Source organism: Pseudomonas sp. GM41(2012) (genome assembly GCF_000282315.2).
Taxonomy (GTDB): domain Bacteria; phylum Pseudomonadota; class Gammaproteobacteria; order Pseudomonadales; family Pseudomonadaceae; genus Aquipseudomonas.
In genome coordinates this window covers 342,633-355,028 of record NZ_AKJN02000008.1, presented here as the reverse complement: position 1 = coordinate 355,028, position 12,396 = coordinate 342,633, and the positions used below count along the sequence as shown (strand labels likewise).

Below are 12,396 nucleotides of genomic sequence, written 5' to 3'. Positions count from 1 at the left end.
CGCAACACCCCCGCAAACACATCAATATTTCAAAAATCGACGAACGGCCTTCGATGCCGAGCATTCGCCGGTATGCTTACACACGTCTAGATCAAGCGTTTCAGTAGGTTTTTAGTGCCTGCACCTCGCTGTCATGGAGTGACGCATGCTCAAACCCTCCTATTTACTGCTCGGCACCCTGCTGTCGTGTTCGGTCGCCAATGCGCAAATCTTTCAGCGTGAACTGGGCGACTTCGATCTCAAACTCGGCACCACCCCCAGCCGCAGCATGGCCCAGGGGCTGGTCAAACCTTCCAGCACCGGTTCGTTCCACGGTGGTCTCGACCTGAGTCACGACAGCGGTTTTTACGTGGGCCAATGGGCACCGAGCATGGGTTTAACGCCAGGGGCCAACCTTGAAGTCGACTCCTACATGGGCTTTAAACAGCCTTTCGATAATACCCTCGGGTACGAAGTCGGCATGATCCGTTACAGCTACCCGAAAGTGGACACGCTCGACAGCCAGGAGCTTTTCGGTGGCCTGACCTTTCTGGACAGCCGTTTCGGCGCAGCCTTCAGCAACGACCCGGACAAACAGAACAGCACCGTATTCGCCGACCTCGGTGGCAATCAGCCGTTTGGCATCGGGATCAGCATGAAATACACCACCCACCAGCTCAACGCGCCGGTGTCCGTCGACGGTGGGTATGTAGGCAGTTTTACCGACTGGTCAGTGAAACTTTCCCGCCCGTTCATGGGCGTCGATCTGGACCTGATCTACAGTGACTCCAGCTTGAGCGGCAACAGTTGTTCCGCCTATTCCGGGCACAACAGCCAATGCGACGGGTTGGTCACCCTCAAGGCCGAACGCGCCTTTTACTGATTGGCTGAACTGCGAGGCTCATCCTGCGTTCACATAAAGAAGCCCATTAAAAAAGCCAGGCCTTCGCAAAGGATTCGCCCATGTCGCGCTGGTTGAAGTGTCTCGCCGTCATTATCACCCTCAGTCTCGCCCTCGGTGCGTGCAGCCGCGTGGGCCTGGCTTATCGCAACCTCGACGTGATCATTCCGTGGACGCTCAGCGACTACCTGAACATGAACGGCGAGCAAAAAGATTGGTTCAACGAGCGCCTCAAAGAGCACCTGAGCTGGCACTGCACCACGCAATTGCCGGGCTACCTCGACTGGCTGGATCGCTTGAAAGTCATGGTCGAGACCAACCAGGTCACCGACGCCGCACTGCAAACCCGCACCCAGGAAGCCAAACAGGCCATCGCCCAGACCGCACGGGAAATCACCCCGTCGGCCATTGAGCTGTTACAGGGGCTGGATGACAAGCAAGTCGCGGAAATGAACGAGGCCTTCGCCAAGGACCAGCGCAAACGCCAGGAGCAATTCCTCAAACCGTCTCTCGATCAACAGATCAAGGCGCGCAGCCAGCGCATGGAAAAACGTCTGAATGATTGGCTCGGCCCGCTCAGCGCGCCCCAGCAGCTGCGTGTTGTCGCGTGGTCAAACGCCTTGGGTGACCAGAACACGCAATGGATCGCCAACCGCGTCCATTGGCAGAAACAGTTCAGTGCGGCAGTTGCGCAGCGCCAGAGTCCAGAATTCCCACAGCGAATCGAGACGCTTCTGGTCAATCGCGAGAGTTTGTGGACCCCCGCTTATCGCCAGGCCTACGCCAACACCGAAGCCCAGGCACGGGGACTGTTTGTAGATTTGATGGCCGAAAGCACGCCGGAACAGCGCCAGCGGTTGCTGAAGAAAATAGAAGGGGTGCGCAAGGACTTCAACGATTTGAAGTGCCTGAAAGCAGCAAAACAAAGTTAAGCACTACACAACTCCCCTGTGGGAGCGAGCCTGCTCGCGATTGCGGTGTATCAGTAAACAATGATGTTACTGATACACCGCAATCGCGAGCAGGCTCGCTCCCACAATGGTTATCGGGGATCTTCAGGCTATCTGCGCCCTCGATGCGATCTCATCAAACCTCACCTCATCCAGCGCATCTTCCTGCTCATCCAACACCTGCCGCGGATGGTCATTCCCCGGAATACTGCTGTCGATCAAGCTCAATAAACTCGAGCCCCGGGGCGTCAAAATGTAGTTCTCGCCATTGCCACCCTGATCTTCTGGCCGAGGCTCGATATAGCCCCGTATCAACAATAACTTTTCGTACTCGCCAGCTACCGTTTTCAGGTGATCCAGGTTCTCAAACGGCTCTCCTTTCGACGCTTTCTCCGCCGCATACTGCTCGGCGTAGGGCCGTGGGGTGAAAGTGTGGCCAGCGCCGTTTTGCACTTCATGCAGCAAGCGTTCAATCAAATCCCAGTTATAAGTCGTCATCCTGATTCAACCTCCCGTGCCCGCGAGTGAGATGGCCTTCATAGGTTGTGACCGGTGCGGTTCGTAGCCGTTCAGCTGAGGTTTTGAACAGCACCGACCGGCGGTATGTCGAATTGGTCGTAGGCCAAACGACTAGGCTGTGTAAGTCCCCTCCCAGCACCCTGCAGGAGAATCCCAATGAACATTCAGAATCATCCCGTCGTCTCCCGAGAAGAATGGCTCGCCGCCCGCAAGCAACACCTGGCCCACGAAAAAGCCTTCACCAAAGAACGAGACAAACTCAGCGCCGAACGCCGCGCCCTGCCCTGGGTGAAAATCGACAAGGACTACCATTTCCAGGGCCCGAACGGCGAACTGAAACTGGCTGACCTGTTCGGCGGCCGTAGCCAGTTGGTCATCTACCACTTCATGTTTGGCAAAGGCTGGGACGAAGGCTGCTCCGGTTGCTCGTTCCTGTCCGACCACATCGACGGTGCTAACCAACACCTGGCCCACCATGACGTCGCCGTGGTGGCGGTTTCCCACGCACCGTTCGCCGAATTCCAAGCCTTCAAACGACGCATGGGCTGGAAATTCGATTGGGTGTCGTCAGAAGGCTGCGATTTCAATTACGACTTTGGCGTCTCCGCCCGAGCAGAAGACGTTACCGCCGGTAAAGCCACCTACAACTACGAAAAAACCGACGGCGCCGAAGAAGAACTCCCCGGCCTCAGCGTGTTTTATCGCAATGAAGCTGGAGAGATTTTTCACACCTATTCCACTTATGCCCGCGGTCTGGACATGTTGGTTGGCGCTTACAACTACTTGGACCTGACCCCTAAGGGCCGCAACGAAGAGGAAATCATGGAGTGGGTAAGGCTTCACGATCAGTATGACGACAAGGCCCCGGCCATCTGCTGCCATGGGGGGTAGAGCATCTGCCGAACACCCTATCCCCAAACACCGCAAATCAACTGTGGGAGCGAGGTCACTCCCACAGATGTTGGCAAACCGTCGCCCAAAAGGCTGACGAGTTTGTCGTCTCTGAACTTTTTCCACACTTCAGCCCTCAACCGGATAACCCGCCTTAACCGGAAATGAGGCCCGCCCCATGAAAACCCTGCTCAAACTCACCCTCGCTGCCGCCCTCGCCTGCGCCCTCCCCGTTTGGGCCTGCACGCCCGAAGAAGCCACCATTAAGCGCGAACAACTGGCCAAGGAAGTCGCCAAGCTCACCGAACAAAACCCAGCCAAGGCCAAGGAGATCAACGCCGAGTTGCAGAAGATGGATTTGGGGACGGCCAGCAAGGATCTGCCGGACAAGTGTCAGTTGATCGATCAGCGATTGAAGGAGCTGGGGGCCGCGGAGAAGAAAGCCGAGAGTTAATCAAACTCAGGAATTCCAGGCATAAAAAAACCGGACATTGGTCCGGTTTTTTATGGGTCGCTAGAACTGCTTATTCAGCAGCCGGCGCTTCCGGCTTGCGGCGCTTGAGCGGCGCCATGCCGTCCTTGCTGACCAGCGACAGGGCGTCGGTCTTCGGGCGGTTGGCGATCTTGCGTTTGGTCGGGGCCTTGGCGCCGGTTTTCTTCTTGTCGCCTTTGGCGTCGACTTTTTTCTTCTTCACGCCAACGGCTTTGCCCGAGGCCTTGACCTTTTTCGGTCCGCCGTAGGTGCCTTTGACTTCCTTGATGGTGCGGCGCTCGAAGCTCTGCTTGAGGTAGCGCTCGACGCTCGACATCAGGTTCCAGTCGCCGTGGCAGATCAGCGAGATGGCCAGGCCATCGTTGCCGGCGCGACCGGTACGACCGATGCGGTGAACGTATTCGTCGCCGCTGCGCGGCATGTCGAAGTTGATCACCAGGTCCAGGCCTTCCACGTCGAGGCCGCGAGCGGCGACATCGGTGGCGACGAGGATTTTCACGCCGCCCTGCTTCAGACGGTCGATGGCCAGCTTGCGATCTTTCTGGTCTTTGTCACCGTGCAGGACGAACGCTTTGTATTCCTGCGCCACCAGGCGGCCGTAGATACGGTCGGCCATGGCCCGGGTGTTGGTGAACACGATGGCCTTCTGGTAGGTCTCGTTGGCCAGCAGCCAGTTCACGATCTGTTCTTTGTGCTGGTTGTGGTCAGCGGTGATGATCTGCTGACGGGTGGTCGCATTCAGATCGCTGACGTTGTTGAGCTGCAGGTGCTCAGGGTTGTTCAGTACCTTGGCGACCATCTCGCGCAGGCCCGAACCACCGGTGGTGGCGGAGAACAGCATGGTCTGCTGGCGGTTGGTGCACTCTTCCACCAGACGCTGGACGTCTTCGGCAAAGCCCATGTCGAGCATGCGGTCGGCTTCGTCGAGGACCAGTACTTCGACTTCCTTGAGGTCGAGGTTGCCGGCGTTCAGTTGCTCGATCATCCGGCCCGGCGTACCGATCAGGATGTCCGGCACCTTGCGCAGCATGGCGGCCTGGACCTTGAAGTCTTCACCGCCGGTAATCAGGCCGGACTTGATGAAGGTGAACTGAGCGAAACGCTCAACTTCCTTGATGGTCTGCTGGGCCAGCTCGCGGGTCGGCAGCAGGATCAGGGTCTTGATGCTGACGCGGACTTTAGCCGGGCCGATCAGACGGTTGAGGATCGGCAAAACGAATGCAGCGGTTTTGCCGCTACCGGTTTGCGCTGTCACCCGCAGGTCACGCCCTTGGAGCGCCAGCGGAATAGCCGCTGCTTGCACAGGCGTTGGCTCGACAAATTTAAGCTCGGCCACGGCTTTGAGCAGGCGTTCGTGCAGGGCGAATTGGGAAAACACGGGTGCTACCTCGAAGAAATACAAAAAAACAGCTGCATAGGGTAACGGTTTCGAGCGCTCAGGCCGAGTTTCTTTATACAAACGGCGCTAAACAGTGGTTTTTTTGTTGCGTCTTTTATCCTCAAACGTCATCCAAAGCGTCTTAAATGCTCTAATCGCCCCGTCGCGTCCTACAGAAGAACCGTTTTTACCCATGGATATCAAACAGCTCTGGCTCAACGTCCAAGACCTTTGGGGTGCCCTCGATCAGCACCCCCTCCTGCATTCCAGCCTGGCTTTGGTGGTATTGCTGGTGGTTGCGCTGGTCCTCGGACGAGTGGCGCGCTTCCTCATTCTGCATGCGACCAAAATACTCGGTCGCCAGCCGGCATTGCACTGGATCAATGACTTTCGGCATAACAAGGTCTTTCATCGTCTGGCGCAGATCACCCCCTCGCTGGTGATCCAGTTCGGCTTGCACCTGGTGCCGGAGTTGGGCAAGACCAGTCTGATCTTCCTTGGCAATGTGGCGCTGGCGTTCACCATTCTATTCCTGCTGTTGGCGGTCAGTGCCCTGCTCAGCGCCCTGCTCGACATCTACGCGCGCACCGAACATGCCCGTACCCGCTCGATCAAAGGCTACATACAACTGGCGAAAATGGTCTTGTACGTATTTGGCGCGATCATCATCGTCGCCACGCTGATCGACCGTTCGCCGCTATTGCTGCTGTCAGGGCTGGGCGCCATGTCGGCGGTGATTCTGTTGGTCTACAAAGACACCTTGCTGTCGTTCGTCGCCAGCGTGCAGCTGACCAGCAATGACATGCTGCGGGTCGGCGACTGGATCGAGATGCCGCAAGTCGGCGCCGACGGTGATGTGGTCGACATCACGCTGCACACGGTCAAAGTGCAGAATTTCGACAAGACCATCGTTTCGATTCCAACCTGGCGCCTGATGTCCGAGTCGTTCAAGAACTGGCGCGGCATGCAGCAATCCGGTGGACGACGGATCAAGCGCAGTCTGTTCATCGACGCCAGTGGCGTGCGATTCATCCGCGATGACGAAGAGCAGAAGCTGTCCCAGGTGCACCTGCTGACCGACTACATCAGTCGCAAGCAGGCTGAACTCAAGGCCTGGAACGAAGCCCAGGGTAATGTGGCGGCGATGTCGGCCAACCGTCGGCGGATGACCAATATCGGGACGTTCCGCGCGTATGCGCTGGCGTATCTGAAGAGTCACCCGGAAATCCAGCCGAACATGACCTGCATGGTCCGCCAGATGCAAACCACCGCGCAGGGCATTCCGCTGGAGATCTACTGCTTCACCCGCACCACCGTGTGGGCGGATTACGAGCGGATCCAGGGGGATATTTTTGATTACCTGCTGGCGGTGTTGCCGGAGTTTGGCTTGAGTTTGTATCAGCAGCCGAGTGGCGGGGATTTGCGGGCCGGGTTGTTGCCAGCCATGTTAGGCGCGAGCCACATCCCTGAACCCGAAAAACACATCATGTAACCACCTCGGCTCACCCGGCTTGCTGTTGGATGATTACCGTCTGCGCCGGCATCGGAGCCGGGAAACCGGCTTCACCGAGGGAGTCTTTGATGGTGCGGTTGGTGTCGAAATAGACCTGCCAATAGTGCTCGTTGTGGCAGTAAGGACGCACCGCCAACACCGGACCGACCAGATTGAACTCTAAAATCTCCACCTCCACTGCTGGCTCGGCAAGCACATTGGGGATCGTGGCAATGTGTTGTTTCAGCAAGGCCGCCGCCGCTTTCCAGTCGGCCGCGCCCGATAGCTGTGCTTTCAGTTCGACACGGCGGAACGGGTTGTGGGTGAAGTTCTGGATGTTGTCGCTGAAAATCTTGTTATTGCCGACCAGAGTCAGCACGTTATCCGGGGTGTTGATAGCGGTAGCGAACAGACCGATCTCGGTGACCGTACCCGTCACTCCACCCGCGCAGATGAAGTCGCCGACCTTGAAGGGGCGCAGGACAATAATAAACGCGCCCGCCGCCAGATTGGCCAGCAACCCCGACCAGGCCAGACCGATCGCAAGACCGACCGCAGCGAGCAGCGCGGCAAAGGTGGTCGTCTGCATGCCCAGGTAGCCGAGGATACCGATCACCAGAATGATGTTCAGCGTCACGGTAATGGCTGAGCCAACATAGCGCAGAACGGTCGGGTCGACCTTTTGTTTGCCCAGGGCCCGCTGCACCATGCCGACAGCAAAGCCTATCAGCCAGCGTCCGACAATCCAGAAGGCGATGGCGGAGAGGATCTTCACCGCGAAAGCGGCACCATACTGTTGCACCAGCGCGATTAACGCGTTGAACTTCGCGGTAGTAACGTTAACGATAGTCTCGTCCATGGCTGGGGCCCAGAGGTGAAGAATTGGTTCCGAAACCCTAGCACAGCCTGTATGCCCCGCCAGTCAATGGGCTGCGCCATGTATCGCAGTACAACAGCACCAAGTCTCCAGGGGTCAGGTGACCGCCAAAGACTTTCGCACACCCAACCGGCTAATCCACACCGCCATCAAAATCACCGACCCACCCAGGAACAACCGCCCCAGCTCTTCATGTTGATTCCAGATCAGAAGATTGATCAGCAACCCCACCGGCACATGCAGGTTGTTCATCACCGCGAGCGTCCCGCCATTCACCAGGCACGCGCCCTTGTTCCACCAGTACAACCCGAGCGCAGTCGAGACCAGCCCGAGGAACGCCAGCACGCCCCATTGCAGCGGCGCTTCGGGCAGGAAGTTCTGTTTGCCGAACAGCAGAAACGCCGGTAGCGCCACCGCCAATGCGCCCAAATAGAAGTAGCCAAAGCGCCGGTAATGCGGCAAATCGCTCGGATGACGCGCCACCAGATGTTTATAAAGCACCTGTCCGGCGGCGTAAGTGAAGTTGGCCAGTTGCAGCAGCAGGAACCCCATGAAGAAATCCGGGTTGATCCGGTCGTAGCGAATCACCGCCGCCCCCATCACCGCCACCAGTGCCGCGACTAATGCCCACGGATTGAAGCGCCGGTTCAGCGCGTCTTCGATCAAGGTCACGTGCAGCGGCGTGAGGATGGTGAACAGCAACACCTCCGGCACTGTCAGCACCCGAAAGCTCAGGTACAGGCAGACGTAAGTCACGCCGAACTGCAACGCGCCGATCAGCAGCATGCCGCGCATGAACGCCGGTTCAACCGAACGCCAGCGGGTCAACGGAATGAACACCAGCCCCGCCAGTACCACTCGCACCAGCACCGCGAAGTAACTGTCGACATGACCGGCCAGGTACTCGCCGATCAAACTGAAGGAAAACGCCTGAATCAGCGTGACAAAAAGTAGATAGCCCATGCTCGCCTCGTTTCGAATGGCGGCGACGATAGCGGGTTTTGCCCGTTATCGCGAGAACACACAGATCCCTGTAGGAGCTGAGCTTGCTCGCGATATCGGTGTGTCAGCCAATATCGATGTTGAATGTGATACCGCCATCGCGAGCAAGCTCAGCTCCTACAGGATTGCGTGCAGCCAACCAAATCGCAGGCAAAAAAAAGCCCGATCTCGCTAAAGCGTTCAATCGGGCTACAGCACTCAGGAGCAATAAGTGCAAAGGGAGGTTCGATGCGCGTAAAGCCATGAAGGGGTTGCGCCAGGTCACTTGAACATCAAGGGATTATCTGGCGATTAAAGCCTCAGGCGACGAGGGAAAGCTTGGCGTTGGCCTGGCTCAGGCCTTTTTCCTGGAAGTCACCGCCCAGGTTCATGCCTTCGGCGTGAATGAACGTCACGTCGTGAATCCCGATGAACGCCATGACCTGGCGCAGGTACGGTTCCTGGTGATCCGCGGTGCTGCCGGCGTAGATTCCGCCGCGGGCAGTCAGTACGTAGGCACGCTTTCCGCTGAGCAAGCCTTGCGGGCCAGTGTCGGTGTACTTGAAGGTCACGCCGGCACGCAGCACATGGTCGAGCCAGGCTTTAAGGGTGCTCGGGATGGCGAAGTTGTACATCGGCGCGGCCATGACCAGTACATCGGCGGCCAGCAATTCGTCGGTCAACTGGTTGGAGCGTTCCAGGGAAACCTGTTCGAGGTCGTTGCGCTGCTCGGCAGGTTTCATCCAGCCGCCCAGCAGGTTGATATCCAGATGCGGCACCGGGTTGACGGCCAGGTCACGAACGGTGATTGAGTCGTTCGGGTGCGCGGTTTGCCACTGGCTGATGAAGGTCTGGGTCAGTTGACGCGAAACCGAGTCTTGCTGACGAGCGCTGCTTTCGATGATCAGAACGCGGGACATGGGATGTAGCCTCCATCTGAGAATGTTGTAAGTCGATGGAGTGAAGGTTAAACAGAGTTAAATCGATGAAAAAGCGCAAATAACTGCTATAAACCATCAATAAATTCGTTTATAAGCAGAGCATGCCCTATGGGAGCGGGCTGTGGTGAGGGGGTTTACCCCCGTTTGAGTGCGTAGCACTCACAAGATCTTTGGTGCATCAGATTTTTGGGGCCGCTTCGCGACCCAACGGGGGCAAGCCCCCTCGCCACAGTTCGCTCCCACAGGGTTGTAATGTCATTTGGGGGTGCAGGTCAGTTTGATACGCATCTTGATGATGCTTCGGCTGAACTTGGCGGTGGCATTTTTGTGTTTACCGGCGGCCACTTCGATATTGCGGGTGCGTGGCGCTTCCGGGCCATTGTTGAAAACTACCTTACAGGCTGCATCGGTGGTGCCGTAGTTGTTCACCTGAATGGAGGCGATGTCGCTATCCGTGTCATACGCGTTGTAGTCGATGCTCAAGCCGTTCAGCTGTTTTTCAACGTCGATCGGATAGGCAAACGCCGTCAGCGGCAGCATCGCCAGCAGCACACAACCCGATACCACACAACAAAGCTTTTTCATTCAGCAGTCTCCAATAAGGACTGCCAGCTTAGGACAAGAGGAGCTATTCATGAAAGCGCCCCGCGTGACCCTTGATCAATGGCGAACGTTACAGGCCGTGGTCGACCACGGTGGTTTCGCCCAGGCCGCCGAAGCGCTGCACCGCTCGCAATCATCGGTGAGCTACACCGTGGCGCGCATGCAGGACCAACTCGGTGTACCGCTGTTGCGCATCGACGGCCGCAAAGCGGTGCTGACCGAAGCCGGCGGCGTGCTGCTGCGCCGTTCGCGGCAACTGGTGAAACAGGCCAGCCAGCTGGAAGACCTGGCCCATCACATGGAACAGGGCTGGGAAGCAGAAGTGCGGCTGGTGGTCGACGCCGCTTACCCGAGCGCCCGCCTCGTTCGCGCCTTGACCGCGTTCATGCCGCAGAGCCGTGGCTGCCGGGTGCGTCTGCGCGAAGAAGTATTGTCGGGCGTGGAAGAAGTCTTGCTCGAAGGCGTGGCCGATCTGGCCATCAGTGGCTTCAGCATTCCCGGTTACCTGGGCGCGGAATTGAGCGACGTCGAGTTCGTGGCGGTTGCCCATCCCGAACATCCATTGCACCGTCTCAACCGCGAACTGAATTTCCAGGACCTGGAAAGCCAGCTGCAAGTCGTCATCCGCGACTCCGGTCGCCAGCAGCCACGGGACGTCGGCTGGCTCGGCGCGGAACAGCGCTGGACCGTCGGCAGCCTGGCCACCGCCGCGACGTTTGTCAGCAGCGGTCTGGGTTTCGCCTGGTTGCCTCGGCACATGATCGAACGGGAAATCAAGGAAGGCCTGCTCAAGCTGCTACCGTTGGACCAGGGTGGCAGCCGCAACCCGAGCTTCTTTCTGTATTCGAACAAGGACAAACCGTTGGGTCCGGCCACGCAGATTCTCATCGAACTGCTGCGCACTTTCGACACTGCGCCGCTGGATGCACCTTTCGCCGCCCCAGAACAAGCCTGACACGGAGTGTACGCATGGCCTATTTCGAACATGAAGGTTGCAACCTGCACTATGAGGAATATGGCCACGGCACGCCGTTGCTGCTGGTCCATGGGCTCGGCTCCAGCACCCTGGACTGGGAAAAGCAGATCCCGGCGTTGTCGACCCGCTACCGGGTGATCGTGCCGGATGTACGCGGCCACGGTCGCTCAGACAAACCCCGCGAGCGCTACAGCATCGCCGGGTTCAGCGCCGACCTGATCGCCCTCATTGAACACCTGAACCTGGGCCCCACTCATTACGTGGGCCTGTCCATGGGCGGCATGATCGGTTTTCAACTGGCCGTGGACCAGCCGCAATTGCTCAAAAGCCTGTGCATCGTCAACAGCGCGCCCGAGGTCAAACTGCGCAGCCGCGACGATTACTGGCAGTGGTTCAAGCGCTGGAGCCTGATGCGCGTCCTCAGTCTGGGCGCTATCGGTACGGCTCTTGGAGGCAAGCTGTTCCCGAAACCGGAACAGGCAGATTTGCGACAAAAGATGGCCGAGCGCTGGGCAAAAAACGACAAACATGCTTATCTCGCCAGCTTCGATGCAATCGTTGGCTGGGGGGTTCAGGAACGACTTTCGAGGGTCTCCTGTCCAACCCTCATCGTCAGCGCCGACCGTGACTACACGCCGGTCTCGCTGAAAGAGACCTACGTAAAACTGCTGCCCGATGCACGGCTGGTGGTGATCGCCGATTCGCGCCACGCCACCCCGCTGGATCAACCCGAAATGTTCAACCAAACGCTGCTCGAGTTTCTCACCGCAGTCGACACCACCTCACTCAGGATCACTGACCCATGCTGAAAAAAATCGCCCTCGTCGCTGGCTCCGTTCTGTTTGCCGCCAACCTGATGGCCGCAACGCCCGCCAAGGCGCCGCACGTGCTGCTGGAGACCACCAACGGCCAGATCGAAATCGAACTGGACCCGGTCAAGGCGCCGATCAGTACCAAGAACTTCCTCGATTACGTCAACAGCGGCTTCTACAACAACACGATCTTTCACCGTGTGATTCCAGGGTTCATGATTCAGGGCGGTGGTTTCACTCAACAAATGCAGCAGAAAGAAACCAAGGCACCGATCAAGAACGAGTCCAAAAACGGTCTGCATAACGTCCGTGGCACGCTGTCCATGGCCCGCACCTCCAATCCTGATTCGGCCACCAGCCAGTTCTTCGTGAACGTCAAGGACAATGACTTCCTCGACAGCGGTGACGGCTATGCGGTCTTCGGTAAAGTCGTGAAAGGCATGGACGTGGTGGACGTCATCGTCAACTCGCAAACCACCACCCGTGGCGGCATGAAAGATGTGCCAGCCGACCCTGTGTTCATCAAGTCGGCCAAAGTCATCGACTAAGCTACACAGGAAGTCTTGAGCGGCTGCCGGAGTGCGCCGCTCACACTGTTCAAAG

13 protein-coding genes and 1 pseudogene are annotated in these 12,396 nt (G+C 58.0%); 8 read left to right on the top strand and 6 right to left on the bottom strand.

Features of this window, described 5'->3' with window-relative positions; genetic code table 11:
* Positions 1-145 precede the first annotated feature (145 nt).
* Both PMI27_RS06650 and PMI27_RS06655 read left to right on the top strand, forming a co-directional pair.
* A complete protein-coding gene (locus PMI27_RS06650; RefSeq protein WP_008153206.1) occupies positions 146-862 on the top strand; it encodes a TorF family putative porin in 717 nt (238 codons plus the stop codon).
* Between the two features lie 80 nt (positions 863-942).
* Entirely contained in the window at positions 943-1,812 is an 870-nt protein-coding gene (locus tag PMI27_RS06655) for a DUF6279 family lipoprotein (protein WP_008153204.1), read from the top strand.
* 123 nt (positions 1,813-1,935) lie between these two features.
* Here the strand turns inward: PMI27_RS06655 and PMI27_RS06660 are convergent, their stop codons facing one another.
* Complete coding sequence (locus PMI27_RS06660) at positions 1,936-2,328, bottom strand: hypothetical protein (RefSeq protein ID WP_008153202.1); 393 nt, start codon at positions 2,326-2,328, stop codon at positions 1,936-1,938.
* 177 nt (positions 2,329-2,505) lie between these two features.
* On the opposite strand from PMI27_RS06660, the gene PMI27_RS06665 reads away from it, so the two are divergent.
* Together PMI27_RS06665 and PMI27_RS06670 are read left to right on the top strand one after the other, a co-directional pair.
* Positions 2,506-3,240 (top strand): DUF899 domain-containing protein, encoded by a 735-nt coding sequence (locus PMI27_RS06665; RefSeq protein ID WP_008153200.1) that lies wholly within the window; start codon positions 2,506-2,508, stop codon positions 3,238-3,240.
* Between the two features lie 178 nt (positions 3,241-3,418).
* Entirely contained in the window at positions 3,419-3,694 is a 276-nt protein-coding gene (locus tag PMI27_RS06670) for a hypothetical protein (protein ID WP_008153199.1), read from the top strand.
* A 70-nt stretch (positions 3,695-3,764) separates the two neighbouring features.
* Here the strand turns inward: PMI27_RS06670 and PMI27_RS06675 are convergent, their stop codons facing one another.
* Positions 3,765-5,111 (bottom strand): DEAD/DEAH box helicase, encoded by a 1,347-nt coding sequence (locus PMI27_RS06675; RefSeq protein WP_008153197.1) that lies wholly within the window; start codon positions 5,109-5,111, stop codon positions 3,765-3,767.
* 193 nt (positions 5,112-5,304) lie between these two features.
* Between PMI27_RS06675 and PMI27_RS06680 the strand changes: the two genes are divergently transcribed.
* Positions 5,305-6,603 carry a mechanosensitive ion channel family protein gene (locus tag PMI27_RS06680; RefSeq protein ID WP_008153195.1) on the top strand — a complete coding sequence of 433 codons (1,299 nt, stop codon included), beginning with the start codon at positions 5,305-5,307 and terminating at the stop codon, positions 6,601-6,603.
* A gap of 10 nt (positions 6,604-6,613) precedes the next feature.
* Here PMI27_RS06680 and PMI27_RS06685 read toward each other — a convergent pair whose 3' ends face one another.
* The 4 genes from PMI27_RS06685 to PMI27_RS06700 form a co-directional block, all read right to left on the bottom strand.
* Positions 6,614-7,462 (bottom strand): mechanosensitive ion channel family protein, encoded by an 849-nt coding sequence (locus tag PMI27_RS06685; RefSeq protein WP_008153194.1) that lies wholly within the window; start codon positions 7,460-7,462, stop codon positions 6,614-6,616.
* 114 nt (positions 7,463-7,576) lie between these two features.
* Positions 7,577-8,443, bottom strand: a complete 867-nt coding sequence (locus PMI27_RS06690; RefSeq protein WP_008153193.1) for a carboxylate/amino acid/amine transporter — start codon at positions 8,441-8,443, stop codon at positions 7,577-7,579.
* Positions 8,444-8,781: 338 nt separating this feature from the next.
* Positions 8,782-9,381: an FMN-dependent NADH-azoreductase gene (locus PMI27_RS06695; protein WP_008153192.1), complete on the bottom strand. Its 600-nt coding sequence runs from the start codon at positions 9,379-9,381 to the stop codon at positions 8,782-8,784.
* 276 nt (positions 9,382-9,657) lie between these two features.
* The gene (locus PMI27_RS06700; protein ID WP_008153191.1) at positions 9,658-9,987 is read right to left on the bottom strand and encodes a hypothetical protein; all 330 of its coding nucleotides are present in this window, start codon (positions 9,985-9,987) and stop codon (positions 9,658-9,660) included.
* 49 nt (positions 9,988-10,036) lie between these two features.
* On the opposite strand from PMI27_RS06700, the gene PMI27_RS06705 reads away from it, so the two are divergent.
* From PMI27_RS06705 to PMI27_RS06715, 3 genes and pseudogenes are all read left to right on the top strand, one after another.
* A complete protein-coding gene (locus PMI27_RS06705; protein ID WP_008153190.1) occupies positions 10,037-10,960 on the top strand; it encodes a LysR family transcriptional regulator in 924 nt (307 codons plus the stop codon).
* 14 nt (positions 10,961-10,974) lie between these two features.
* Positions 10,975-11,780 (top strand): annotated as a pseudogene (locus PMI27_RS06710) (alpha/beta fold hydrolase).
* 3 nt (positions 11,781-11,783) lie between these two features.
* On the top strand, positions 11,784-12,341 hold the full coding sequence (locus PMI27_RS06715) for a peptidylprolyl isomerase A (RefSeq protein ID WP_008153188.1): 558 nt from the start codon (positions 11,784-11,786) through the stop codon (positions 12,339-12,341).
* Positions 12,342-12,396: the final 55 nt, after the last annotated feature.

Excerpts from the sequence above, each read along its gene's own strand:
- PMI27_RS06650 (WP_008153206.1), top strand. The coding sequence starts at position 146 with ATGCTCAAACCCTCCTATTTACTGCTCGGCACCCTGCTGTCGTGTTCG.
- PMI27_RS06655 (WP_008153204.1), top strand. The coding sequence starts at position 943 with ATGTCGCGCTGGTTGAAGTGTCTCGCCGTCATTATCACCCTCAGTCTC.
- PMI27_RS06660 (WP_008153202.1), bottom strand. The coding sequence starts at position 2,328 with ATGACGACTTATAACTGGGATTTGATTGAACGCTTGCTGCATGAAGTG.
- PMI27_RS06665 (WP_008153200.1), top strand. The coding sequence starts at position 2,506 with ATGAACATTCAGAATCATCCCGTCGTCTCCCGAGAAGAATGGCTCGCC.
- PMI27_RS06670 (WP_008153199.1), top strand. The coding sequence starts at position 3,419 with ATGAAAACCCTGCTCAAACTCACCCTCGCTGCCGCCCTCGCCTGCGCC.
- PMI27_RS06680 (WP_008153195.1), top strand. The coding sequence starts at position 5,305 with ATGGATATCAAACAGCTCTGGCTCAACGTCCAAGACCTTTGGGGTGCC.
- PMI27_RS06685 (WP_008153194.1), bottom strand. The coding sequence starts at position 7,462 with ATGGACGAGACTATCGTTAACGTTACTACCGCGAAGTTCAACGCGTTA.
- PMI27_RS06690 (WP_008153193.1), bottom strand. The coding sequence starts at position 8,443 with ATGGGCTATCTACTTTTTGTCACGCTGATTCAGGCGTTTTCCTTCAGT.
- PMI27_RS06695 (WP_008153192.1), bottom strand. The coding sequence starts at position 9,381 with ATGTCCCGCGTTCTGATCATCGAAAGCAGCGCTCGTCAGCAAGACTCG.
- PMI27_RS06700 (WP_008153191.1), bottom strand. The coding sequence starts at position 9,987 with ATGAAAAAGCTTTGTTGTGTGGTATCGGGTTGTGTGCTGCTGGCGATG.
- PMI27_RS06705 (WP_008153190.1), top strand. The coding sequence starts at position 10,037 with ATGAAAGCGCCCCGCGTGACCCTTGATCAATGGCGAACGTTACAGGCC.
- PMI27_RS06715 (WP_008153188.1), top strand. The coding sequence starts at position 11,784 with ATGCTGAAAAAAATCGCCCTCGTCGCTGGCTCCGTTCTGTTTGCCGCC.